Annotated in this window: 27 protein-coding genes; 10 read left to right on the top strand and 17 right to left on the bottom strand. The window is 75.3% G+C overall.

The features are described 5' to 3' along the window. Positions 1 to 39 precede the first annotated feature (39 nt). The 3 genes from A3CO_RS0116465 to A3CO_RS32645 all read right to left on the bottom strand — a co-directional run bounded on the left by A3CO_RS0116465 (position 40) and on the right by A3CO_RS32645 (position 2280). Positions 40 to 438, bottom strand: coding sequence for a hypothetical protein (locus A3CO_RS0116465; RefSeq protein WP_018333348.1), 399 nt, complete (start codon positions 436 to 438; stop codon positions 40 to 42). Further along, complete coding sequence (locus A3CO_RS0116460; protein ID WP_018333347.1) at positions 435 to 668, bottom strand: hypothetical protein; 234 nt, start codon at positions 666 to 668, stop codon at positions 435 to 437. The genes A3CO_RS0116465 and A3CO_RS0116460 overlap by 4 nt, the downstream gene beginning before the upstream one ends. A gap of 1195 nt (positions 669 to 1863) precedes the next feature. Further along, positions 1864 to 2280: an AAA family ATPase gene (locus tag A3CO_RS32645; protein ID WP_018333345.1), complete on the bottom strand. Its 417-nt coding sequence runs from the start codon at positions 2278 to 2280 to the stop codon at positions 1864 to 1866. A 39-nt stretch (positions 2281 to 2319) separates the two neighbouring features. On the opposite strand from A3CO_RS32645, the gene A3CO_RS0116440 reads away from it, so the two are divergent. Both A3CO_RS0116440 and A3CO_RS40050 read left to right on the top strand, forming a co-directional pair. Then, complete coding sequence (locus tag A3CO_RS0116440) at positions 2320 to 3069, top strand: SDR family oxidoreductase (protein ID WP_018333344.1); 750 nt, start codon at positions 2320 to 2322, stop codon at positions 3067 to 3069. Positions 3070 to 3122: 53 nt separating this feature from the next. After that, complete coding sequence (locus A3CO_RS40050; RefSeq protein ID WP_018333343.1) at positions 3123 to 3326, top strand: SDR family NAD(P)-dependent oxidoreductase; 204 nt, start codon at positions 3123 to 3125, stop codon at positions 3324 to 3326. 56 nt (positions 3327 to 3382) lie between these two features. Here the strand turns inward: A3CO_RS40050 and A3CO_RS35965 are convergent, their stop codons facing one another. The 3 genes from A3CO_RS35965 to A3CO_RS0116420 all read right to left on the bottom strand — a co-directional run bounded on the left by A3CO_RS35965 (position 3383) and on the right by A3CO_RS0116420 (position 5911). Beyond that, entirely contained in the window at positions 3383 to 3973 is a 591-nt protein-coding gene (locus tag A3CO_RS35965) for a hypothetical protein (RefSeq protein ID WP_018333342.1), read from the bottom strand. A 169-nt stretch (positions 3974 to 4142) separates the two neighbouring features. Then, a complete protein-coding gene (locus A3CO_RS0116425; RefSeq protein WP_018333341.1) occupies positions 4143 to 5159 on the bottom strand; it encodes an NAD-dependent formate dehydrogenase in 1017 nt (338 codons plus the stop codon). Continuing rightward, positions 5156 to 5911 (bottom strand): GAF domain-containing protein, encoded by a 756-nt coding sequence (locus A3CO_RS0116420; RefSeq protein WP_018333340.1) that lies wholly within the window; start codon positions 5909 to 5911, stop codon positions 5156 to 5158. The genes A3CO_RS0116425 and A3CO_RS0116420 overlap by 4 nt, the downstream gene beginning before the upstream one ends. A 167-nt stretch (positions 5912 to 6078) precedes the next feature. Here A3CO_RS0116420 and A3CO_RS0116415 point away from each other — a divergent pair, with 167 nt between their 5' ends. Further along, positions 6079 to 6567, top strand: coding sequence for a nuclear transport factor 2 family protein (locus tag A3CO_RS0116415; protein ID WP_018333339.1), 489 nt, complete (start codon positions 6079 to 6081; stop codon positions 6565 to 6567). Between the two features lie 31 nt (positions 6568 to 6598). On the opposite strand, the gene A3CO_RS0116410 is transcribed toward A3CO_RS0116415, so the two are convergent. From A3CO_RS0116410 to A3CO_RS0116380, 7 genes are all read right to left on the bottom strand, one after another. Next, positions 6599 to 7273 (bottom strand): glycosyltransferase family 2 protein, encoded by a 675-nt coding sequence (locus A3CO_RS0116410; RefSeq protein WP_018333338.1) that lies wholly within the window; start codon positions 7271 to 7273, stop codon positions 6599 to 6601. Beyond that, positions 7270 to 7890: a class I SAM-dependent methyltransferase gene (locus tag A3CO_RS0116405; RefSeq protein WP_018333337.1), complete on the bottom strand. Its 621-nt coding sequence runs from the start codon at positions 7888 to 7890 to the stop codon at positions 7270 to 7272. Before A3CO_RS0116405 ends, A3CO_RS0116410 begins: the two co-directional genes overlap by 4 nt. Continuing rightward, the gene (locus A3CO_RS0116400; protein ID WP_018333336.1) at positions 7881 to 8609 is read right to left on the bottom strand and encodes a PIG-L deacetylase family protein; all 729 of its coding nucleotides are present in this window, start codon (positions 8607 to 8609) and stop codon (positions 7881 to 7883) included. Before A3CO_RS0116400 ends, A3CO_RS0116405 begins: the two co-directional genes overlap by 10 nt. Beyond that, a complete protein-coding gene (locus A3CO_RS0116395; RefSeq protein WP_018333335.1) occupies positions 8606 to 9544 on the bottom strand; it encodes a hypothetical protein in 939 nt (312 codons plus the stop codon). Before A3CO_RS0116395 ends, A3CO_RS0116400 begins: the two co-directional genes overlap by 4 nt. Before the next feature lie 96 nt (positions 9545 to 9640). Next, complete coding sequence (locus A3CO_RS0116390) at positions 9641 to 10816, bottom strand: zinc-dependent alcohol dehydrogenase (RefSeq protein ID WP_026204681.1); 1176 nt, start codon at positions 10814 to 10816, stop codon at positions 9641 to 9643. 43 nt (positions 10817 to 10859) lie between these two features. Continuing rightward, on the bottom strand, positions 10860 to 11672 hold the full coding sequence (locus A3CO_RS0116385) for an MBL fold metallo-hydrolase (RefSeq protein ID WP_018333333.1): 813 nt from the start codon (positions 11670 to 11672) through the stop codon (positions 10860 to 10862). Continuing rightward, complete coding sequence (locus tag A3CO_RS0116380; RefSeq protein WP_026204680.1) at positions 11669 to 12313, bottom strand: protein-L-isoaspartate(D-aspartate) O-methyltransferase; 645 nt, start codon at positions 12311 to 12313, stop codon at positions 11669 to 11671. The genes A3CO_RS0116385 and A3CO_RS0116380 overlap by 4 nt, the downstream gene beginning before the upstream one ends. Positions 12314 to 12430: 117 nt before the next feature. Between A3CO_RS0116380 and A3CO_RS0116375 the strand changes: the two genes are divergently transcribed. Together A3CO_RS0116375 and A3CO_RS0116370 are read left to right on the top strand one after the other, a co-directional pair. Further along, positions 12431 to 13870 carry an alpha,alpha-trehalose-phosphate synthase (UDP-forming) gene (locus A3CO_RS0116375; RefSeq protein ID WP_018333331.1) on the top strand — a complete coding sequence of 480 codons (1440 nt, stop codon included), beginning with the start codon at positions 12431 to 12433 and terminating at the stop codon, positions 13868 to 13870. Between the two features lie 552 nt (positions 13871 to 14422). Further along, positions 14423 to 14713, top strand: coding sequence for a hypothetical protein (locus tag A3CO_RS0116370; protein ID WP_018333330.1), 291 nt, complete (start codon positions 14423 to 14425; stop codon positions 14711 to 14713). Positions 14714 to 14794: 81 nt separating this feature from the next. Here A3CO_RS0116370 and ilvD read toward each other — a convergent pair whose 3' ends face one another. Continuing rightward, positions 14795 to 16528, bottom strand: a complete 1734-nt coding sequence (gene ilvD, locus A3CO_RS0116365) for a dihydroxy-acid dehydratase (protein WP_018333329.1) — start codon at positions 16526 to 16528, stop codon at positions 14795 to 14797. 18 nt (positions 16529 to 16546) lie between these two features. Then, entirely contained in the window at positions 16547 to 17266 is a 720-nt protein-coding gene (locus A3CO_RS32635) for a DUF1990 family protein (RefSeq protein WP_018333328.1), read from the bottom strand. A 268-nt stretch (positions 17267 to 17534) separates the two neighbouring features. Here A3CO_RS32635 and A3CO_RS0116350 point away from each other — a divergent pair, with 268 nt between their 5' ends. Continuing rightward, positions 17535 to 18503 (top strand): DUF8129 domain-containing protein, encoded by a 969-nt coding sequence (locus A3CO_RS0116350; RefSeq protein WP_018333327.1) that lies wholly within the window; start codon positions 17535 to 17537, stop codon positions 18501 to 18503. Positions 18504 to 18618: 115 nt separating this feature from the next. Further along, on the top strand, positions 18619 to 19485 hold the full coding sequence (locus A3CO_RS32630) for a 3-keto-5-aminohexanoate cleavage protein (RefSeq protein WP_281167692.1): 867 nt from the start codon (positions 18619 to 18621) through the stop codon (positions 19483 to 19485). 34 nt (positions 19486 to 19519) lie between these two features. Here A3CO_RS32630 and A3CO_RS0116340 read toward each other — a convergent pair whose 3' ends face one another. Beyond that, on the bottom strand, positions 19520 to 20005 hold the full coding sequence (locus A3CO_RS0116340; RefSeq protein ID WP_018333325.1) for a hypothetical protein: 486 nt from the start codon (positions 20003 to 20005) through the stop codon (positions 19520 to 19522). A gap of 149 nt (positions 20006 to 20154) precedes the next feature. Next, positions 20155 to 20838, bottom strand: coding sequence for an ANTAR domain-containing protein (locus A3CO_RS0116335; protein ID WP_018333324.1), 684 nt, complete (start codon positions 20836 to 20838; stop codon positions 20155 to 20157). Positions 20839 to 21137: 299 nt separating this feature from the next. On the opposite strand from A3CO_RS0116335, the gene A3CO_RS0116330 reads away from it, so the two are divergent. The 3 genes from A3CO_RS0116330 to A3CO_RS32620 form a co-directional block, all read left to right on the top strand. After that, on the top strand, positions 21138 to 21443 hold the full coding sequence (locus A3CO_RS0116330; RefSeq protein ID WP_018333323.1) for a hypothetical protein: 306 nt from the start codon (positions 21138 to 21140) through the stop codon (positions 21441 to 21443). An 80-nt stretch (positions 21444 to 21523) separates the two neighbouring features. Further along, positions 21524 to 21865 carry a YrhK family protein gene (locus A3CO_RS32625; protein WP_018333322.1) on the top strand — a complete coding sequence of 114 codons (342 nt, stop codon included), beginning with the start codon at positions 21524 to 21526 and terminating at the stop codon, positions 21863 to 21865. An 89-nt stretch (positions 21866 to 21954) separates the two neighbouring features. Further along, on the top strand, positions 21955 to 22209 hold a 255-nt coding region (locus tag A3CO_RS32620), incomplete at its 3' end, for a cbb3-type cytochrome c oxidase subunit I (protein WP_033414557.1).

Genomic DNA, 22209 nt, shown 5'->3' with positions numbered 1-22209 from the left:
CCGTGTCCGCCGTGCTCGTGGGCCGGACGGCGCCGGCGGTCATCGTCCGTCCCACGGGAGGAAGTGCGTGCCGCGCAGGGTGTCGACGAGCCGGTCGGCGACGTCGGCGAGCACGGCGTCGGGATGGGGCTGCGCGGTGGCGGCCGCGGGCAGGCCGACGAGCGCCGACCCGCACCGGCCGTCGTGCTGGCGCGCCACGAGGGGCTGGTCGCCGGCGATGGAGGGCAGCGCGACGACGGCCAGCGTGAGATCCCATCCGTCCTCGCCGTGCCCGCCCGTGCCGCTCTCCCAGTCGACGTCGAGGTCGGTCTCGAGCCGGAGGCGCGCGGCGACGATGCGGGCGAGGGCGGACACCGCCACGCCGGGCACCGACGCGGCGGCGAGCAGCCCGAGGACGAGCGGACGGTCCCCGGGCGGGCCGTCCGCCGACGGTGTCATCGGCTCGCGGGCTGGGCGCCGGAGAGACGGGCGAGGAACTTGTGGCAGCGCTGGGCGCGCTGCGAGTCCGACTCCATCACCTCGCGGAAGAAGTCGGCGATGTCCGACTCGCCCGCGTTCTCGGCGTCGCGGACGTACTGGCCGTAGTCGTGCCCGGCCTTGAGGGAGTGGTACTGCACCGACACGAGGTCGAAGGTGACGTCGTCGAATCCGGTCTCGCCAGTGGCCATGGGGTCCTCCCGGGCGTCGTGCGGACGGGCGTCGGGCCGGACTGGGCGAGATCAACCGGCGTGCCCGCGTGCGGGGCGGGTGACCGGTGCCGCTGCGGGGCGAAACGACGGATCGTCGACGACGTGCTCGAGGTGTCGTCGATGACCCGGCGCGTCGCCGGCGACGGCGCGAGGTCGAACTCGGCGTACAGCAATTGGCGGTAGCCGTCGTGCTGACGCAGCGCCTCGACCACGGTGCCTCCTCGAGGTGCGCCTCGATGACCTCCCGCTGCGCGGTCTCCCGCGGCGGGTCGCAGGCGACCGCGACGAGGCCCAGGCGCAGCGCGTCGGCGACGCGCCGGGAGCAGCGGTGCGTCCGGCGACGCGGTGCAGCCGCCACAGCGTCGAGGCTCCGGTCGACACGTATCGGCCGGACGGGGTGGGCGGAGGCGCGGCGCACCGGTGGCGGGGGCGGGGGCCGGCGGAGGTGCCCGCCCCGTTCGGCCGCACCGATCGACGGGGGCTGCCGGCGATCCGGTCGTCCGACCTCGGGCCGGCCGTCGACCGGGGCCGGAGCGGCCGAGGGCGACGGGACGAGCGGACCGTCGGTGACGGGACCGTCGTGGGACGCGCCGGAGCGGAGATCGGCTGCCGGCGCGAGCACCGGAATGCGCCGGTGGCTCGGCGCCCTCGCTCGCGCTCTCGTGTGGGCTCAGTCCGGCGCCGATGCGGAGTTCCTCGAACACGGGCTCGTCGGTCGCGATCGCGGTCCCGTGCCGCGAACCGACCACGCGGACGGCCTCGTCGCCCGGAACCTCGCCGCTCCACGCCTCCCCGCTCCACCCCTCGTCGGTCCAGGTCTCGTCGTCGTCCGGCTCGTCGGCGGCCGCGTCCAGGTGGGGCCGCAGCACCTCGTCGCAGTGCACGCGCAGTTCCTGCGCGACGGACCAGGGGTCGGTGGCGGCCGCGATGGAGGTCAGGAACTCCTCCGCCTCCGCGAGGGCGTCGGCGTCGTAGCCGTCGTCGGCCAACGAGCACAGGCAGTCGAGCACCGCGCGCACGGCCGGCCCCCCGACGACGCCCGCGGTCACCGCCCGCGCGAGCAGCGGCAACCCCGAGGAGGCGAGCGTCGTCGCCAGCTCGGTGCGGGGATCGGACAGCAGGTCCTGCGGCATGACTCGAACACTAGTACGAAGGTCCGACAGTCTCGGCGCCGTCAGCTCGTGTGCACCACGAGCTCGTCGAAGCCCTCGTCGAGCCGGGGTTCCTCCCACCGTGCCGACGCCGCGTAGAGCCCGACGAGGGGCACCGGCTCGGCGCGGCCCGCGTTGCGGGCGACCGAGAGCGGCAGGTCGGGTCGCCACCAGTGACCGACGACCCGGGCGCCCGCCGTCCGGGCGACCGCGATCACCCCGGCGCGCTCCGCGGCCGACGGCTGGGTGTTGTCGATGCACACGTCCCGGCCGGCGGCGAGCAGGGCCGTCAGCTCGCGTTGCTGGCGGTCCTCCTTCCGGCGCGCCGAGCGGGGCATCGCGTCCTTGGACACCAGGGCGTGGGTCGCGGCGAGCTCCGCGGTGTAGAACGTCGTCTTCCCGCAGGCCTGCAGCCCGATCAGCAGGACGACCTCCGGCACGCGAGGAGTGGACCACGCCGGCCGGGGCACAGGATCCCCATGACCGGTCGACTGGACGGCACGATCGCGGTGGTCACCGGGGCCTCGAGCGGCATCGGCGCCGCCACGGCCCGCGTGCTCGTGGCCGAGGGGGCGACGGTGGCCCTGCTCGCCCGACGTCCCGACAGGCTGGAGGCTCTCGCCGCCGTGCTGGGCGACCGGGCGGAGGTCCACCCGGTCGACGTCGCCGACGCCGACGCGGTGCGCGCGACGATCGACACGGTCGTCCGGGACCACGGCGGCCTCGACGTGCTGGTGAACAACGCGGGGTACGGGTCGATGCGCCGGGCCGCGCGGGCCGACTTCACCGAGTGGCGGGCGATGGTCGACGTCAACCTCGTCGGCGTCCTCGCGGCCACGCACGCCGCCCTCCCGCACCTGCTGCGGGCGGCGGCGGGTCCTCGCGGCGTCGCGGACGTGGTGTCGGTGAGTTCCACCGCCGGCCGAACGGTGAGCGGCCCCGGCAGCAACGTCTACGCCGCGACCAAGCACGCCGTGCACGCGTTCTCCGAGTCGTTGCGCCTGGAGTGCGCGTCGCGGCACGTCCGTGTCGCGCTGGTCGCCCCGGGCCTGGTCACCACGGCGATGACGGACTCCGGGCGGCGCGACGCCCCGGACGCCTCGACGGCCTCGCCCCTGGGTTCGCTCCGACCGGACGACGTCGCGGACGCGATCCGACACGTCCTCACCCGGCCGCCGCGCGTGGCGGTTCACGAGCTGGTGCTGCGCCCGATCGAGCAGGTGCGCTGAGGAGCGAGCGGTCACCCGGAACCCTGACAGGACGACCGGACGGCACGACCGCGGTGGTCACCGGGGCCTCGAGCGGGATCGGCAGCGCCACCGCACGGGCCCTCGCGGCGGAGGGGGCGACGGTGGCGCTGTTCGCCCGTCGGCGCGACGAGCTGGAGGCGGGCGACATCGCCGACGCGATCCGCGACATCGTCAGCCGGCCGCCCTGCACCGCGATCAACGAGGTGCTGGTGCGACCGGTCGAGCAGGAGAGCTGACGGCACCCGCCGTCGGGAAGGAGCTTCCCGACGGCGGGTGCGCACGGCCCGGGTGGCTACCGCGGGGGCACGTTCGACGTGCCGGTGCGGCCGGCGCCGGTGTCGCGGGTCAGGGTCGCGCCGCCGACGGCGGCGAGGAACGAGACGCCGAGCCAGACGGCGGCCCAGCCGGCACCGCTGCGGACGGCGTCCACGGCGGCCGCGGGGTCGGCGGGCGGTGCGTTCGCGGCGACGCCGCCGATGCCGCCGAGCGCGCCGAGGATCGCACCGGCACCGGCCACGCCGAGGGCGAGGATCCCCACGACGGCCAGCGCCCAGACGGCGGCACCCTCGAGGAGGGCGGTCGAGGAGGGCGAGCGGCTGCCCGCGGCCCCGGACGCCGCGCCGCCGACGGCGAGCGCGACGATCCCGAGGACCGCCGAGATGACGCCGCTGCCGTCGCCGCCCGCGCCGGGCGTGATCCACCCGAGGGCGACGGCGAGCAGTTGCAGGACGAGGAAGACGGGCACCGCGGTGAGTGCACCCACCCAGGCGGCGCTCCAGCGCACGGTGCTGTGACCGCCGCCGGGGGAGCCGTACCGGCCGCCCGTCGGGACGTCCGGGGTCCGGGCGCCCGTCGTGCGGGTGTCGGTCTCCATGTCGGTCATGAGGTTGGTTCCCCTCGCGAGATGCGCCCCTGCAGGGCGCTCACGGGCGCCGACACCACGAGGGATGGAGTGTCGGCGTCGGGTCGCGGCCGTCCGGGGACGGCCGCCGGGCGGGTCGCCGATCATGGCCGCCGGCCAAACGTCGCCTGGTCCGGCGCCACCATGTGGCTTAGTCCGGCGCCACCATGAGGTAGTCCGCGGGCATGTCGCGGCCGTCGGCGAAGGCGTCGAGCATCTCGCGGACCCCCTCGGCGATCCGTTCCTGCGCCTCGCGGGTCATCCCCGAGTAGTGGATGGTCATCGCCTCGTGCGGCATGGAGCGCCAGGGGTGGTCCGCCGGCGCGGGCTGCGGGTACCAGGTGTCCCCGGCGTACCCCGCGAGCTGCCCGGACTCCAGCGCCTCGACCACGGCGTCGGTGTCGACGATGGCGCCGCGCGCGGTGTTCACGAGCCACGCGCCCTTCTTCATCGCCCGGATCCGCTCCGGCCCGAAGAGCGCCTGGCTGCCGTCCATCAGCGGCAGCGCGAGGCAGATGACGTCGGACTGCGCGACGAGGGTGTCGAGCCGCGCGTAGCGGACCCCGAGGGTCGCCTCCTCCGCAGGGGAGCGGCGGTGGTTGGCGTAGTACAGCATCGTCACGTCGAAGCCCTTGAGCCGCAGCGCCGTGCGCGCGCCGATGGCGCCGAGCCCGACGATGCCGACGGTCTTGCCCTCGAGGTCGTGCGCCGGGGCGGAGATCGCGGCGACGTCCCAGCCGCCGCTGCGGGCCTCGTCGTGGGCGGGCACGAAGTTGCGCACGAGCGCGAGGATCTGCAGGACGTTGTGCTCGGCGACGCTGACGACGTTGGACCCGGTCACCTCGGCCACGGTGATGCCGTGCTGCTTCGCGGTCTCCGGGTCGGTGTGGTCCGACCCGACGCCCGCGGTGATCACCAGCCGGAGGTTCGACGCGTTCTTCATCCGGTCCTCGTCGAGGTAGACCGGCCAGAACGGCGTGGTGAGCAGGACGTCGGCGTCGGCGAGCTCCCGGTCGAGGTCCTCGCCGGTGTCGCTGGTGGTGACGAGGGTGTGCCCACCCTCCTCGAGGTGGGGCCGCAGGCCCAGGGCGTTGTCGGCGCTCGCCGGCACCCCGCCCTCGGCGGGCTCGCGGTCGGAGGCGGGGTAGGACACGTAGACGACCTTCATGGCTGCGCGGCTACCCGGCCGTCGTCCGGTGGGACACGGCGGTCGGGCGAGGGGGCCGCACGGCGCCCGGCCTCGTCGACGAGCCAGTGCGCCACGGCGGTGACGCTCAATCCAGTCGCCGCCGACGTGTGCATCAGCTGGCTGAGGGCGCGGTGGTGGTCGACGCCGAACCGCTCCATGACGATGCCGCGCGCCTGGGCGAGCAGGTCCCCACTCGAGGGCGGCGGCGCGGCCCGCCCGCCGTCGAGCAGCACCGCCGCGTGGGCGGCGAAGACCGCGACGGTGCGGCGGGCCTCGTCGTCGAACACCCCGGCGTGGCGGCCGTAGAGCGTCAGCGACGCCACCGGCTGCGCGGCGTCGACCGGGAGGCGGCGGCACACCAGCGAGCGCAGGCCGAGCGAGACGGCGCGACCGGCGACCGTGGGCCACCACCGGGCCGCGGGCGGATCCCGCAGGTCGTCGATCACGAGCGTGTCGCGGTGCTCGACGACCGCCGTCAGCGCCGGGCCCTCGCGGTGCTCGGCCTGCAGCCGGTGCAGCTCCTCGACGGCGGTGTCGGTGGCGTGGACGCCGTGCGGCACCCCGTCGTCGATCCGGGTCAGGCCGCCCGCCACCGCGCCGGGGACCGCCTCGACCGCGGAGCGCAGCACGTGCGCGAGGGCCCGCGCGACGTCGTCGGGGGAGTCCTGCCAGATGGTCGCGAGGGCAGCGTCCCGCAGGGCGGTGTCGAGGTCGGACGTCGTCTCGGGCATGACTCACCGCCGGGCTCGCGGGGACGCGCGGGCGTGCGCCCGCGTCGAGGACCCCGGCCGTGCGGTCGACCGTTCGGGGGAGGGTAACGACCGCGTCACGTTTGTCGTCCTCCCGGGGCGACACACCCGTGCCGCGACACCGAATCTCTCCCGGGGAGGACGACCTCATGGCATCGGAAGGCGCCGAGACGCAGCTGGCCTCGGCCACCGCCCGTCGGTTCGTGGACGCGCTGCGCGCGATCGAGCAGGACGGGGACACCGACCCGATGGCGGCGCTCGCGACCGGCGACACCCGCTGGACCAGCTCCGGGGCGGCGCACTCGGTCACCGGCCGCGACGGTGCCCGGCAGTTCTGGGAGGCCTACCGCCGGGCCTACGCCGACATCACGTCGCACTTCACCACGGTCACCGAGACCGACACCCGGGCCGTCCTGGAGTGGGTCAGCACCGGGCACCACCACGACGGGCAGCCGGTGCGCTACGTCGGGGCGACCATGATCGATCTCGACGGCGACGCGGTCCGCGAGGTGCGCCTGTACTTCGACACCACCGCCGCCCGGGCCGTGGCCACGGGGGGTTCCGGGGACGCCGAGGCGGCCGACATGCTCGACGACTCGACCTCGGCCTCCGGCCGCAACTCCGGCCTGGCGCCCTGAGCGGGCCGACCGGCATCCGTGCGGGTGCCGGTCAGCCCGCCTCCAGCTCGCCCAGCCGGGCCGCGAACCCCCCGATCGCGCGGGCGACCCGGCGACCGCTGGTGAGCACGGGGCTGCGGCGCGAGCGGTGCACGGCGCCGTCGGCGTCGAGGGCGGCCACGAGCGCGACGTCCTCGCCGACCGCGAGCCCGCCGAAGCCGCCGCACCGTTCGTAGGCCTCCCGGCGCACGCCGAGGTTGGCGCCGTGCACGTGGGGGTGCGGGTCCGCCGCGGTGTCGTAGACGGTGCGGAACCACTCCCGGGTCGACCCGCCGTGGCCGTCCCAGTCGTCGACGTACACCGCGCCCACGCGGGCGTCGGCGCCCTTCTCGTAGGCCGCGAGCTGGGCGAGCAGCCAGTCGGGAGGGACGCGGGAGTCGGCGTCGGTGGTGGCGATCCAGTCCGGGACCGCGCCCGGGCCGTCGAGCAGGGCGCGGAACCCGGCGTCGCGGGCCGCGCCGACGTTGCGGGCCGCCACCGCGACCACCTCGACCCCGTGCTCGCGGGCGATCTCCCGGCTGGCGTCCCGGCACGAGTCGAGGACGACGAGCGTGCGCACCGCCGCTCCGCCCCGCGCCCACCGGGCCGCCCGGTCCAGCGCCTCGAGACACCCGCCGAGCAGCGCCTCCTCGTCGTGCACCGGCACCACCACCCCGAGGACCGTCACCGCAGACCCACGCGCTGCGCCACCGACCGGGCCGCCGGCGGCGTCCGGACGAGCACGTCGAGCCGGAAGTCGTCCTCGCGGTGCTCGGCGAGGCGGGCCAGCCCGGGCAGGGCCACCAGCTCGTCGTGCACCCGGTTCCCGTCCACCGGGTACTCCGGCGCCGGACGGATCCAGTGGACGGCGACGAGGGTCCCGCCGGGATCGAGCGCGTCGACCGCCCGCGCCCAGAAGGCGTCCCGGTCGGCCCGGCCGAAGTAGTAGGCGAGCTCGGAGACGACGACGAGGTCGAAGCGGCCGGGCGGGAAGGCCGCGGTGCACTCGACGGAGACGTGGTCGAAGCCCGCGAGGCGGCTGCGGGCCCGCCTCACGGCCGTGTCGTTCAGGTCGGTGCACACCAGCTCCGCGCACCGGGGCGCGAGCAGGCGCGACAGCGCCCCGCCCGCACAGCCCGGCTCGGCGGCGCGGCGGTACCCGGCGTCGGGCAGGGCGGCCAGCACGAGGGCACGCTTGCGGTCCTCGTACCAGGACGACTCGAGGCCCCACGGGTCCGCCTCGGCGGCCCACAGGTCGTCGAAGTGTTCGCGGGGCAGGCTGACGTCGGCTCCCGTCACCGCCACAGCACCTCCTCGTGGCGCACCAGGCGCTCCAGGACCGGCGGCGGCAGGATCGCCGCGTCCGCCGGGTGGTCGGACAGCGGCTCGACCTGGGTCCGGAAGCAGGCGACGGCCGCCCGCTTGGCCTCCCGGGCCCCGTCGTCGCACTCGACGGTGACGGCACCCGGCCGCAGCGCCCCGGCCTCGGCCCAGTGCCACCACCACACCGCGTAGCCGAGCACCGGCACGCCCGCGGCGCCCGCCACCTCGGCGACCGCGTCGTGGTCGGGGTGGCCGTCGCCGGGCACCGGGGCGAGCAGGGTGTCGCCGGGGGCGACGAGGTCGGCGAGCGCGGCCGCGAGGTCGCGTCGGCGGGGACCGACCCCGCCGTCGGGAAGGCCGGTCCGGACAACGGGCGCCCCGGCGAGTCCGAGGCGTGCGAGCGCCTCGGTGCGCTCCGCGACCCGGCGTTCGACGAGCTGCGCGGGCGACAGCGTGGGGCTGCCCGGGTGGCTCGCCTCGCCGTCGGTGACGGCCACGACGGTGACCGGGGTGCCGCTCCGGGCCCAGGTCGCGAGGGTGGCGCCGGCGCCGAGCGTCTCGTCGTCGGGATGGGGGGCGAGGACGACGACGCGACCGGACGGTCGGAGGGCCTCCGGGGTGACCCGGGGGAGGGAGGCGAGGACGCCGGAGTCCTGCCAGTCCCGCTCCGGGGTCCCGGCACCGGTGAGGTCGCGCGTCACAGGGTCACCTCCGGGGCGGTGGCGGCGAGCCCGCCGAGCGTGGCGAGGTCGCGTTCGGCGTGGCTCTGCCGGACGTAGACCTCGAGGTCGGCGACGTGGCGGGCGTGCCGGGCGTCGTGGGCGAGGGGGGAGGGTCCGGTCGCGCGGCCGGTGCTGCGGATCGCGGTCTCGACGGCGACCTCCACCGTCGCGCGGACCACGAGGGCCCGCCGCCGGGCGCTCGCGACCGTGTCGTCGCCGGTGTCGGCGGCCGCCGCGGCCTCGCGCAGCACCGCGACGGCGGCGCCGAGGGCGGCGTCGACGCGGCCGAGGTGGGCGGCGTCGTGCGCATCACCGCGCCCGGACCGGATCCGCTGCCGCAGGGGGGCCGTGGCCCCGACGGCGCCGCCGAACCAGACGGCGGCCACCCCGGCCGCGGCGTGCCAGAAGCCGGGTCGGTCGAGGTACTCCCCGGGCCCACCGACCGGCCGAGCAGGTGTGCCGTGGAAGCGGACCGTGGTGGTCCCGGCCCCCGCCATCCCGACGCCGCGCCACGGGTCGTCGCCCGCGGCCACGGTGGGGTGGTCGAGCCGGACCGCGAACAGGCGGTCCCCGGCGACGACGAGGGCGTCGGTGCACCGGTCGCTGCCCGAGCTCCACGGCGACGCGCCCTGCAGCGACCAGCCGTCCGGCCCGTGTTCCGCGGTCACGACCGCGTCCGCGGTGCGGGCCGCCCAGACGCCCCACAGCGAGCCGGGCCCGGGCGGGTCGGCTCCGAGCTGGCGCAAGATGCCGGTGGCGTCGAGGTGGGCCTCGGCGAGCCGGGCGGCGACGAGATCGCGCGCGGCGGTGCCGGCGAGCACCCGCCAGGCGGCCGTCGTGTCCGCCGCGGCGGCGAGGTCGTCGAGGGCGGCCGGCAGGAGGGGGTCGACCGGGCCCGTGTGGACGTCGAGCACGGCGCCGGGTGGACGTTCTCCCCGGGTGCGTAAACGCCTGTGAGCAGTCATCCGTGTCGGGGGCACGGATGACGTACTCACGGGCGCGCAGCGCACCTACGGCTTGAGCACGACCTTGATCGCGTTGTCCTGCTTCTTCTGGAAGATGTCATAGCCGTGCGCGGCCTCGTCCAGGGGCAGGGCGTGGGTCTCGAGGTCGTGCACGCCCAGCGGGTCCTCGTCGGTCAGCAGCGGCAGGATCTCAGGGACCCACTGCTTGACGTGCGCCTGCCCCATCGCGAGCCGGATGCCCTTGTCGAACATCGTCAGCATCGGCAACGGGTCGGCCATCCCGCCGTACACCCCGGAGATCGACACGGTGCCCGAGCGGCGGACCGCGTCGACCGCGCCGAGCAGGGCGGCCGTGCGGTCGACCCCGGCCACCTTCATCAGCGGCGCGGCGATCGCGTCGGGCAGCTTCGCGGCGACCTTCTGCACGGCCTGGGGCAGCGGCGAACCGTGCGCCTCCATCCCGACGGCGTCGATCGCCGAGTCCGTGCCGCGCCCGTCCGTGCGGTCCCGGATGGCCTCGGTGACGTCGGTGTTCGCCCCGTTGATCGTCTCGATCCCGTGCCGCTGCGCCATCGCGAGCCGCTCCGGCACGGAGTCGACCGCGATCACCCGGTACCCGAGGTGGCGGGCGATGCGTGAGGACATCTGGCCGATCGGGCCGAGCCCGAACACCGCGACGCTGCCGCCGCTCGGGATGTCGGCGTACTGCACGGCCTGCCAGGAGGTGGGCAGCACGTCGGAGAGGTAGAGGAAGCGCTCGTCGGGCGGGCCGTCCGGGACCTTGATCGGTCCGAACTGCGCCTGCGGCACCCGCAGGTACTCGGCCTGCCCGCCGGGGACCTGGCCGTAGAGCTTGGTGAACCCGAACAGCGAGGCGCCGCAGCCCTGGTCGCGGTTCTGCGTGGTCTCGCACTGGGCGAAGAGCCCGCGCGAGCACATCCAGCAGTGCCCGCAGGAGATGTTGAACGGGATGACCACGCGGTCGCCGACGGCGAGGTCGCCCGCCTCGGACCCGACCTCCTCGACGATGCCCATCGGCTCGTGACCGAGGATGTCGCCCTGGTCGAGGAACGGCCCGAGGACCTCGTAGAGGTGCAGGTCGGATCCGCAGATCGCGGTGCTCGTGATGCGGACGATCGCGTCGTTGGGCTGCTGGATCGTCGGGTCCGGGACCTCCTGGACCTCGACCACGTCGGGCTTCTGCCAGGTCACTGCCTTCATGGACCGTCGGCTCCCCGATCATGGGTTGCCGGGAAACGGGCGGCTAGAGCGGGATGGTGTCGCCGCGGTCGACGTAGTCGATCCGCTCGGTCCAGCCCCGCCGCTCCACCTCGGTCACGAAGTCGGAGAGCGGCGAGCGGAAGACGGTGTAGTCGTCGTAGTGCACCGGGGTCGCGCGGCGCGGGCCGACGATCTCCAGCGCGTCGACGCCCTGTCGCCCGTCCATCGTCACCACGATCCCGCCCGGCAGCGTGGTGCCGCCCAGGTGCAGCACCGCGCGGTCGACCTCGCCGACCTGCTCGCGGATCGCGTGCAGCCCGTCGAAGACCAGCGTGTCGCCCGACAGGTAGGTCCGCTGCACCGTCCGCCCGCCCGGGGCCCGGAACTCCAGGAGGCTGCCCATCACCGGCGGCAGCAGGCGCTGCACCGGGTCGGGCGCGTGGCGGCCGGGCAGCGCGGTGACGGTGCACGTCGCCCCGTCGGGTCCGGCGAGCGTGTGCGACTCCCACGTCGCCAGCCCGATCGCCCGGGGGAATCCGTGCCGGGTCTGCAGCCGCCGCGACGCGTGGCGGGTGGTGACGATCGGCGTGCTGCGGGGCAGCCGGCGCCGCGTCTCGCGGTCCCAGTGGTCGCCGTGCAGGTGGGAGAGCACGACCGCGTCGATCGGCGCGAGCTCCTCGGGACCCCACGCCGGGTCGGTGAGCCGCGCCGAGGTCAGGCCGTGGCCCAGCCACGCCCGCTGCCCACGGTGCAGGAAGTTCGGGTCGGTGAGCAGGCGCATCCCGGCGCACTCGAGCAGCACGGTCGCCGTGCCGACGAAGGACAGCCGTCCCGACGACGGGGCGGCGCCGGTCACGACGCCCGCCGGGCGGGCTCGCCGCCGCGCAGCCGGACGAACCGCACGGCGTCGAGCTCCTCGACGCGGCCCCGGCGCTGCCGGACGAGCATGCCGTCGGTGCCCTCGCCGATCGGCGCCACGACGATCCCGTCGAGGCGGAGCTGCGCGAGGACCGCCGGGGGGATCCCCGGGCTCATCGCGGCGATCGAGACGGCGTCGAACGGGGCACGGTCGGGGGCGCCGAGGGCACCGTCGCCGTGGCGGACCTCGACGTCGTCGACGCCGGCCGCCGGGAGGCAGCGACGGGCGGCCGCGACGAGTCCGGCGTCGTACTCGACGGTCACCACGCGCGCCCCGCACGAGGCGAGGACGGCCGCGGCGTACCCGTGGCCGGTGCCGATCTCCAGCACCCGTTCACCGCCGGTGAGCTCGAGCGCGGCCGCCATGCGCGCCACGACCCAGGGCGCCGAGATCGTCTGCCCGCCGCCGATGGGCAGCGGATGGTCGTCGTAGGCGACGTCGGCGAGCTCGGAGGGGACGAACCGCTCCCGGGGCACCACCGCCATCGCGCCGAGCACCCGGTCGTCGGTGATCCCGTGCGCCCGCAGGCGGTCGACCATCCGTCGTCGTCGGGAACCCGCAGGGCCACCTCGTATCACCGCACACCACCCGTCGTCGGGAAGGGGACGGCTGGCAGGTCAACCCGGGGCAGGGTAGCCACCCGACCCGGAGCGCCACACGTGTTCGTCCGGCGGGTCCACGGGTAGAGGACGGCCATGCCGGAGCCGGTCGAGTTCGTCGTCGTCGCCAACCGCCTGCCCGTGGACCTGGTGACCGACGACGACGGCGGGTCCCGGTGGCAGGCCGCGCCCGGCGGGCTCGTCAGCGCGGTGGCACCGGCCCTGGCGGGGCGCCGTGCCGCGTGGGTCGGGTGGCCGGGTGTCCCCGACGCGGCGCCGGAGCCCTTCGCCGACGACGCCGTCGGGCCGGAGGTGACGCTGTACCCGGTCCGGTTGGACGCCGACGAGGTCGCCGCGCACTACGAGGGCGCGTCGAACGCGACGCTCTGGCCGCTGTACCACGACCTGATCGCCGCGCCCGTCTACGACCGCGGCTGGTGGGCGACCCACCGCGCGGTCAACCGGCGGTTCGCCGAGGCCGCGGCCGCGGTGGCGGCCGAGGGCGCGACGGTGTGGGTGCAGGACTACCAGTGCCAGCTCGTCCCGAGCATGCTGCGGGAGCTGCGGCCCGACCTGCGGATCGGGTTCTTCCTGCACATCCCCTTCCCCCCGGTCGAGTTGTTCCGGCAGCTGCCGTGGCGTCGGGAGGTGGTCGAGGGGCTGCTCGGCGCCGACCTCGTCGGGTTCCACACGCCGGGCGGCGCCGCGAACTTCCGCCGGCTCGCGCAGCAGCTCTGCGCCGCCGGGATCGACGACGCGCCGATCGGGCTGCGCGAGGCCATCGGCGAGGTCCACCACGGCGGGCGCACCGTCCGTGTCGGGGCCTTCCCCATCTCCATCGACAGCGCCACCTTCGCCCGCCGCGGCGCGGACCCGGACACGGCCGCGCGGGCCCGGGAGCTGCGCACCGAGCTGGGGGACCCCGCGACGGTGCTGCTCGGGGTGGACCGGCTCGACTACACCAAGGGCATCGAGGTCCGCCTCGACGCCGTCGGCGAGCTCCTCGACTCCGGCCGGCTCGACCCGCGGGACACCGTGTTCGTGCAGGTGGCGACGCCGAGCCGCGAACGCGTCGACGCCTACCGCCGGACCCGCGAGCGGGTGGAGCGCACCGTGGGGCGGATCAATGGCGAGCACGCCGGCATCGGTCGGCCGGCGATCCACTACGTGCACCGCTCGCTGCCGCACGACGAGCTCGCCGCCCTCTACCTCGCCGCGGACGTCGCCCTGGTGACGCCGCTGCGCGACGGCATGAACCTCGTCGCGAAGGAGTACGTCGCGACCCGCCCGGACGACTCGGGTGACCTCGTCCTCTCCGAGTTCACCGGCGCCGCGGAGGAACTGACCGCGGCCCGGCTGGTCAACCCGCACGACCTCGACGGCGTCGTCACGGCGATCGCCGACGCCGTCGCCGGACTCGGGTCGGAGGATTCCCGACGGCGGATGGCGCAGCTCTCCGCGCAGGTCGCGGAGCACGACGTCGCCCGGTGGGCGGAGGCGTTCCTCACGGCGCTGGAACCGTCCGACGTCGAATGATCACGGGGGACGACCGGGTATCAGCGGTGACGGTCGCGACGGGCCCGGGCCCGTTCCGACCCCAGGCCCCCGCGGTTGATCCGAAACCAGCCGCGGGGGCCGTCCGCCCTCAGCGCGGGAAGAGGCTGCGCACGCAGTCGATGGCGAGGAACGCGTCCTCGACCTGACCCGCGGAGATGTGGGCACTGGCCGTCCGGAGGACCGCAGCGGCCCGCCCGTCCGTGCCGTCCTCCCCGGACTCGGCGGCGGCCTGCGCGTGGGAGAGCGCCGCGAGCAGGGTGCGGTCCTCGCTGACGTGGCCGGGTGGCTCGTGGCGAGCACGTGGGCGGCGGTGTCGCTCGCCGTCACGATGGCGCGGCGGGCCGGGCCGGAGCCGGGCGCGCGGGGGACGAGCGTGGGTTCGGGTGACATGGGACTCCCGTCGTCGGCTGACAGTCCGGCGGCTGGGACTGGTCAACCGACGCACGGCGGCTACCCGCGGAGTGCGCCGCTTCACACCGGGTGCTGCTCGGTCTGCTCACCGCACTTGACGGTGCCGGACACTCGGACCGTATGAGCGACACGCAGACGACGGCCGTCACCGCCCTGCGCGAGGCAGGCGAGGCGCTGCGCATCGGGCGACGGGCCGAGGGACTCTCCGGCCCCGTTCCCGACGACGGGCTCCCGCTGCTCGCGGGGGAGGTCGGCCGCGTGCTCGACGCGCTCGTCGACCTGCTCCGCCACGTCGAGCGCCCCCCGGAGCCCACGGGCGACGACGACCACGGCCTGCACGCCGTCGCCGCGCACCTCGTGGCGGGTGCCGACGCCGCCCGCGAGGTGGCGCACCCGACCGGCACGGTCTGACCGCTCGCGAGCGAGGGTGACGCCAGGCAGATTCCGCGGCCCGCGGACCTGCCTGCCGTCACCCTCGGCAAGCCCGACGGCTCAGTCGAAGCCGACGACCGCGCCCTCGGCGGCGGAGCCCACGAGCCGGGAGTACTTCCCGAGCACACCGGTGCGGTGCTTGGGCGGGGGAGCGGTCCACCCCTCGCGGCGTGCAGCCATCTCCTCGTCCGACACCAGCAGGTCCAGCGTCCGGCCGGCGAGGTCGAGCCGGATGCGGTCGCCCTCGCGGACGAACGCGATCGGCCCGCCGTGGTCGGCCTCGGGCGCGACGTGGCCGACGCACAGCCCCGTCGTGCCGCCGGAGAAGCGGCCGTCGGTGAGCAGCAGGACGTCCTTGCCCAGGCCCGCGCCCTTGATGGCCCCGGTGACGGCGAGCATCTCGCGCATCCCCGGCCCGCCGCGCGGACCCTCCTGCCGGATCACGACGACGTCGCCCGGGTTGAGCGAGTCGGTCGACACGGCCTCCATCGCCCCGGCCTCGCCGTCGAAGACGCGCGCGGTGCCCTCGAACGACGCCGAGTCGAAGCCCGCCGACTTCACCACCGCCCCGTCGGGGGCGAGTGACCCGCGCAGGATCGTCAGCCCGCCGGTCGGGTGGATCGGGTTCGACAGCGGCCGCAGGATCTCCCCGTCCAGCCCGGCCGGCTCCAGCGCCTCGAGGTTCTCGGCCACCGTCCGCCCGGTCACCGTCAGGCAGTCGCCGTGGATGAGCCCGGCGTCGAGCAGCGCCTTCATGACGACGGGCACGCCCCCGACCCGGTCGACCGTGTTCATCATCCAGCGGCCGAACGGCTTCACGTCGGCGAGGTGCGGGACCTTGTCGCCGATGCGGTTGAAGTCGTCGAGGGTCAGCGGCACCTCGGCCTCGCGGGCGATCGCGAGCAGGTGCAGCACGGCGTTGGTGGACCCGCCGAACGCCATGACCACGGCGATCGCGTTCTCCAGCGACTCGCGCGTGATGATGTCGCGGGTGGTGTGCCCGCGCTGGAGCATTCCGACGACGGCCTCACCGGACGCGCGCGCGAACCCGTCGCGGCGCCGGTCGGCCGAGGGCGGCGACGCGGAGCCGGGCAGGGACATCCCCATCGCCTCGGCGGCCGACGCCATCGTGTTGGCGGTGTACATCCCGCCGCAGGCGCCCTCCCCGGGGCAGATGGCGCGCTCGATCTCGTCGACCTTCTCGCGGGTGATCAGCCCGCGGGCGCACGCCCCGACGGCCTCGAAGGCGTCGATGATCGACACCTCCTTGCCGTCGACGTAGCCCGGGGCGATCGACCCGGCGTAGATGAAGACCGACGCGAGGTCGAGCCGGGCGGCGGCCATGAGCATCCCGGGCAGGGACTTGTCGCAGCCCGCCAGCAGGATCGTCCCGTCGAGCCGCTCGGCCTGGACCACCGTCTCGACCGAGTCGGCGATGATCTCGCGCGAGACCAGCGAGTAATGCATCCCCTCGTGGCCCATGGAGATGCCGTCGGACACCGAGATGGTGCCGAACTCCATGGGGAAGCCGCCGGCCGCGTGCACGCCCTGCTTCGAGGCGTCGGCGAGGCGGTCCAGCGACAGGTTGCAGGGCGTGATCTCGTTCCAGGACGAAGCCACGCCGATCTGCGGCTTCGCGAAGTCGTCGTCGGTCATGCCGACCGCGCGGAGCATGCCACGGGCGGCGGCCCGCTCCAGGCCGTCGGTCACGTCGCGGCTGCGGGGCTTGATGTCGGGCCGGGTGGTGGTCCCGGCCCCGGAGGTCCGAGCTCCGCTCTGCTGCGTCTCCGTCATGCTCCGGACGCTAGTACCTCAGGCCGCCTCCCGGCCCTCCGAGGAGCGCACCCGCCGGGTGTGGGCGTAGACGTGGCCGGCCGGGCCGTGACCCGCGATCCGGGTCGCGGCGAGGCACGCCCGGACCCACATGAACAGCTGCATCTCCTTGGCCACCCGCAGGTAGGTGAACAGCAGGTCCACCAGCCACGTCCCCGGGCGCGCCCAGGTCTCGATCGTGAAGCGGAGGCCCTCGGTGGTGTCGTCGGCGCGGAACTCGATCTGCCCGGCCTCGAGGTGCCCGGCGAGCGTGGTCAGCCGCAGGTGGGTGTCGTCGGTGGAGATCACCCGCACCGGACCGTCCCACGGCCCGGGCATCCGCACGACGAACTCGTCGCCCGGCTTCGGCGGCGTGCCGTCCCCGTGCGGGCTCACGGCCGCGACCTCCTTCGGCAGCAGCCGCTCCAGGTCTCCCCGGACCACGCTCATGAGGCCCTCGGCGTCGGTGGTGGCGCCGTCGACGAGCACCGTGAACCGGCGGTGGAACAGCGGGCCGCGGCCGTGCTCCTGGGGCTGCACGCGGTCGTCGGTGAGGTCGGCGGGCACGCTCGCGGGCAGGTCGGCGTCGCCGCCGGGCTCCTCCGAGCGCACCACGAGGTGGCGGTCGCGCAGGTAGCTGACGGTCATCAGTCCCATGCCGGCCACCCAGCGCAGGACGCGGGTGGGGCCACTCAGGCTGTCGGGGTGGGGGGTGGGCACGCGCGGGACTTCCCGACGACGGGTGCCGCCGACACGTGCACCTGGGCGCTCGTGCACGACCGTGGCCCGCGCGCCTGCTCGACGACCTCGTGGCCCGGTGCCGACCGGCCCGGCGGAGCGGGGCCGTCACGGGGCGGCAGGCGTGAGGCCGGTCACCAACCCCCCGTGGAGGGACGGTCGGTCGGGCATCCGGTCCGTGCCGCCGGAGAGTGGAGCCGACGCCCCGGCGGAGTCCCCATCGAACGTCTCGACGATCGAAGGAGAATCCATGGCTCACGACGCCGCCATGATCGGTCAGCTCCGGTCCCTGCTCCAGCTGACGCAGACCGAGATCCAGATCGCCCGGGTCCGCGTGGCCCAGGCCCGCACGGAAGCGGTCGGCCGCGAACTGCGGCAGAACGCCGAGAACGCCGAGCGACGCTCCGCGGCGATCACCCGCGAGCTGCAGCGACTCGGGGGAGTGGCCGATGTGGTCACCCCGCTGGTCGGACGCCTCGCCGCCGTGCTCAAGGGCACGTTCGAGCAGGTCGAGCCCGTCGACGAGGCGATCCTCGGCGACCTGCTGCTCGAGCACCAGCTGCACGACCGCGCGACCTACCTGCGGGCACTCGCCGAAGCCGCGCACGACACCTCGGTGCGCGCCCTCGCCGACCGCCTCATCGGGGCCCATCGCGCCACCGTCGAGTGGCTGACGACCGTGCTGGCCGAGCACGCGCTGGGCGGCCCGCCCGCGCTGCGCGCCACGCCGATGCAGGCCGTGGCCGGCGGGGTCACCCGTGCCGTGAACTACCCGGTGCGCTTCGCCCGCGACCAGGTCAACCGGGCGCTGGGGCGGGTCCAGCGCACCGGGGAGCAGGTCCGCGCCGGGGCCACCGAGGTCGCCGGCAAGGCCGCGCAGTTCAGCGAGAACGCCCGCGACGTCCTCGTCACCGGGCGGGACGCCTCGCTCGAGCGCGCCGAGCACGTGGCCCGTGCCCAGGGCGACGCGGCCACCGCCCGCTCGGTGCACGAGACCCGGGCGGAGCTCGGCGGTCTCGAGGCCTCCGAGCTCCCGATCGCCGACTACGACCGACTCGGCGCGGCCGAGGTGGTCCAGGCGGTCAAGCAGCTCGGCACGGTGGACGAGCTCAACCAGGTCGTCCACTACGAGGAGGCCCACAAGAACCGCAGCAGCGTGGTGTCCGCGGCCCAGACGCGGCACGCGGCGCTCGCCCAGGAGGTCGTCGGCCTCCGCTGACGTCACCTCTCACCGCGTGCGCGGCACCCGTCGGGTGCCGCGCACGCGTGTGTCCACACCCCTCACCGACCAGGACGAACCGTTCGCGTCCGGCGTCCGCACCCGCGTCCGGTCGATGCCACGATGGTCGAAACACGGACGACGTCGGGGGGAGGTCGCGGTGCTGCAGTGTTGTCCCAACGGGGCGCGTCCCGTGGGCGTGACACCGGCGCTGCCGACGACGCCCGACGACCTCGCCCGGGACGCGGCGGCCGTGGCCGCCCTGGGGGTGCGCAGTTTCCACGTGCACCCGCGCGACGAGGACGGGCGGGAGAGCCTCGACCCGCAGGTCGTCGCGGCCACGGTCGGGGCGATCCGGCAGGCCGCGCCGAGCCTCGAGGTCGGGGTCCCGCTGGCCCGCTGGGTGGAGCCCAACGCCTTCCGGCGCACCGGGCTCGTCCAGGAGTGGGCCGGCCTGCCGAGCCACCGGCGGCCCGACGTCCTCGCGGTGAGCGTGCACGAACGCGGGTGGGAGACCGTCTGCGAGGCGGTCGCGTCGGTCGGGCTCGGCATCGAGCTGGGTGTGTGGACCACCGGGGACGCCGTGCAGCTGCGCCTCGCCGGAGTTCCCGTGAACACCGTCCGGATCGCGGTCGAGGTGACCGTCACCGACCCCGACACGGCCGTCGCCGAGGCCGTCCGTCTGCTCCGTGCCCTGCAGCCGCTGCCGGTCCCCGTCCCGGTGCTGCTGCACGGCGAGGAGGACGGTGCCTGGCCGGTGCTCGAGTACGCCCGGCGCGAGGGGTTCGACACGCGCATGGGCTTCGAGGACACCCTCTACGGCCCCGACGGGATCTGGACCGCCACCGGGAACGAGGAGCTGATCCGGTTCGCGCTCGGCCAACCCGTCGGTCCGCGCACGGGGCCCCGGCGCAGCCCGCGACGCGGCCTGTTCGGCGGCGGGCTGCGCTTCGGCCGGTCCCGCGCCGCGCACCGGGGCTGACCGCGGCCCGCGCCGCGCCGGACCCGGCCCGGCGTCAGGACGGGCGGGTGATGTCGGAGAACATCCGGGCGAGACGCCGCCGCTGGTCCGCCGTCGGCACGAGCGGCGGGCGGTCGGTGAGCGGGACGACGCGGTCGATGTCGCATGGGTCGATCCGGCAGGCCTCGAACAGTTCGTCGTCGACCCGGATCGGCACCCGCGACCGGTGGGCCAGGCTCAACGCCTCCACCCACGACGCGGCCCGGCCCGCGTCCGGCGACGGCACGAGGCCCTCGTGCTCCTCGACGACCCCGACGACGGGGTGCAGCCGCCCGTCGCGCCGGGCGATGCGGACGGTGACCTCGCGGCCGGTGGTCACGGTGCCCAGCCACGGGTCGAGCAGGCGCACGAGGCCCAGCAGCTCCGGCGGGCTGAGGGGGACGGTCATCAGATGCGGCACGTCGCCGTCGTCGGAGAGCACCGCGCAGGGCTCGTCGAACAGGCTGCGACGGGCCACCGCGACGAGTCCGACGACCGCCATCCCGTCCCTCCCTCGTGCGCGGCCGGGGGGTGCACCACCCGGCTCGCACGTCGGTCCGCGGACGGCCGCCCGCGAGCTGGACGGCCGTCGCTGGTCCGGACGCAGCATCGCACGGGTCGGCACCGGACGCCCGGGCCGACGGCGGGGGATCAGCGACGCATCGCGTCGTCCACCAGCCACCGGGCCACGTCGACGAGCTTGAGGTTGGTGTGCTGCGACGCGGCCACCAGGCGGCCGAACGCCTCGTCCGGCCCGATCCCGTCCCGCTGCATCAGCACGCCCTTGGCCTGGCCGATGAGGTCGCGCGAGGTCACGGCCTGGTCGAGCCCGGCGACGCGGCGGGCGGCGTGCAGCGCCATCGCCGCGGGAACCGCGAAGGTCGACACGACGTCGGCGGCACCGGGCGGGAGCGCGCCCTCGCCCCGGACGTAGAGCGTGACCGCGCCGAGCGGACGGTCGCGGGGCACGAGGGCGACGGAGAGCACGGCGACGACCCCCCGGCCACGCGCCACGGGGGCGAAGACGGGCCACCGCTCGTCCGCGGCGGCGAGGTCGCCCACCTCGACGACGGCGGGCCCGGGCGCCGCCAGCACGTCGACGGCGGGTCCCTGGCCCAGGTCCACCTGCAGGTCGTCGAGCTCGCGGGCGGGTCCGTCGGCGGCCCCGGCGGGCTCCGGGCGGCCGCGCCGGCACAGCAGGACACCGGCGCACTCGGTGCCCGGGACGAGCCGGATCGCCAACGACGTGATGCGCGCGAGGGTGGCGGACAGTGCGTCCTCGCGATCACTGATCCCGGCGTTGAGCTCGCTCGCGGCGGACGCGAGGGTCGTCATCGGGTCGGACGTCCTCGGTTCCGGTGGGAGGAGAAGCTGTCGCGGCTGCATCGTGCGCCCCCAGAGGGTCGGCTTCGACACCCGCCTCACTGGTGAAACAGAGCGGAGAACGAAGACATTATCCGCTCGACGCACCGTGCGACACCCTCGGTGCGCATCGACCGGGAACTCGTCGACACGGGCCGGTTGCCCACCCGCTGGACCGGTTCACGCGCGCGGGCGCCACCGGAGCACGCCGCGTCGTGCCAGGATCGGAGGTGGTTGACCTCCCAGCCGCCGCCCACGGCAGAGGAGGGATCGTGCTGGTCGCGAGTCCCACGGTCGAGCTGGACGTGCACCGCTGCGATCCGGGCGCGGTCGTGGTCCGGATGTCGGGCGTCCCCGGCCACACCGACCTGGTCGTCCTGCGGCGGACCCTGGAGCACGAGCTCGACGACGGCCCGGTGCTGGTCGTCGTGGAGGTCGACCGCCTCGCGTCGATCCCGGAGCTGCGCGAGGTGCTGGCGGCGACCCGCGACCGGGCGCGCCGGGCCGGCGGCGGGCTGCGGGTGGTGAGCGGGGGACGGAACGGCGACCGGGCCCAGGAGATCACCGAGCTGCTCTAGCCGTGTGAGATCGGCGTGAGGCGGGTAGCTGCGCCCATGTCGACCCGACCCGGCCACCGCGACACCGCGCGGGGTGCCCGATGAGCCAGACGCAGACCTCCGGTTCCTCCGACGACGCGCAGGACGACGACGGCCCCGACGAGGGGGGCGGCGGTTCCATCACCCTCACCCTGGGCGACCAGGAGATCGTGCTGCGGCAGCGCTACGAGCTGATCAGCATCATTAACGAGATCGGGATCGCGATCTTCTTCACCGTCGGCAGCATCGCCTTCTACTTCGAGGAGCTCTTCACCCTCGGGGTGACGCTCTTCGTGATCGGCAGCGTGCAGCTCGGGGTCCGCCCGGCGATCCGGTTCGCCCGCCGCGTCCAGCTGCGCCGCCTCACGCGGGGGATGCCGCACGAGGTCGCCCGCGACTTCTGACCCTGTACCGCCGACCACGCCGTGGTACCACTGTGCACGGGTTGACCTGCTCCAGCCCGGACCGACGTCCCGTCGCCCGGAGGAGCCCGATGGCCACCGTCGCCCCGAGCCCGATCGTCACGCGCCCGTACCCGCCGCCGGACCGGGCCCGCGGGTCGGTGCTCGTGCACATGCTGCGCACCACGGACCCGAAGGACATCGCCGTCCTCTACCTGGTGACGTCGTTCTCCTTCTTCCTCGCCGGCGGGTTGATGGCCCTGCTGATGCGGGCCGAGCTCGCGCAGCCGGGTCTGCAGATCCTGTCGGTCGAGCAGTACAACCAGCTGTTCACCATGCACGGCACG

This window comes from Actinomycetospora chiangmaiensis DSM 45062 (genome assembly GCF_000379625.1).
Classification (GTDB): domain Bacteria; phylum Actinomycetota; class Actinomycetes; order Mycobacteriales; family Pseudonocardiaceae; genus Actinomycetospora; species Actinomycetospora chiangmaiensis.
The sequence above is the reverse complement of the archived record's forward strand: the minus strand, read 5'-3'. Positions and strand labels throughout refer to the sequence as shown.

Coding starts and splice junctions, on each gene's coding strand:
- A3CO_RS0116465 (WP_018333348.1), bottom strand. CDS start 438: ATGACACCGTCGGCGGACGGCCCGCCCGGGGACCGTCCGCTCGTCCTC.
- A3CO_RS0116460 (WP_018333347.1), bottom strand. CDS start 668: ATGGCCACTGGCGAGACCGGATTCGACGACGTCACCTTCGACCTCGTG.
- A3CO_RS0116440 (WP_018333344.1), top strand. CDS start 2,320: ATGACCGGTCGACTGGACGGCACGATCGCGGTGGTCACCGGGGCCTCG.
- A3CO_RS35965 (WP_018333342.1), bottom strand. CDS start 3,973: ATGACCGACATGGAGACCGACACCCGCACGACGGGCGCCCGGACCCCG.
- A3CO_RS0116425 (WP_018333341.1), bottom strand. CDS start 5,159: ATGAAGGTCGTCTACGTGTCCTACCCCGCCTCCGACCGCGAGCCCGCC.
- A3CO_RS0116420 (WP_018333340.1), bottom strand. CDS start 5,911: ATGCCCGAGACGACGTCCGACCTCGACACCGCCCTGCGGGACGCTGCC.
- A3CO_RS0116415 (WP_018333339.1), top strand. CDS start 6,079: ATGGCATCGGAAGGCGCCGAGACGCAGCTGGCCTCGGCCACCGCCCGT.
- A3CO_RS0116390 (WP_026204681.1), bottom strand. CDS start 10,816: ATGAAGGCAGTGACCTGGCAGAAGCCCGACGTGGTCGAGGTCCAGGAG.
- A3CO_RS0116375 (WP_018333331.1), top strand. CDS start 12,431: ATGCCGGAGCCGGTCGAGTTCGTCGTCGTCGCCAACCGCCTGCCCGTG.
- A3CO_RS0116370 (WP_018333330.1), top strand. CDS start 14,423: ATGAGCGACACGCAGACGACGGCCGTCACCGCCCTGCGCGAGGCAGGC.
- ilvD (WP_018333329.1), bottom strand. CDS start 16,528: ATGACGGAGACGCAGCAGAGCGGAGCTCGGACCTCCGGGGCCGGGACC.
- A3CO_RS0116350 (WP_018333327.1), top strand. CDS start 17,535: ATGGCTCACGACGCCGCCATGATCGGTCAGCTCCGGTCCCTGCTCCAG.
- A3CO_RS32630 (WP_281167692.1), top strand. CDS start 18,619: ATGCCACGATGGTCGAAACACGGACGACGTCGGGGGGAGGTCGCGGTG.
- A3CO_RS0116340 (WP_018333325.1), bottom strand. CDS start 20,005: ATGGCGGTCGTCGGACTCGTCGCGGTGGCCCGTCGCAGCCTGTTCGAC.
- A3CO_RS0116335 (WP_018333324.1), bottom strand. CDS start 20,838: ATGACGACCCTCGCGTCCGCCGCGAGCGAGCTCAACGCCGGGATCAGT.
- A3CO_RS32625 (WP_018333322.1), top strand. CDS start 21,524: ATGAGCCAGACGCAGACCTCCGGTTCCTCCGACGACGCGCAGGACGAC.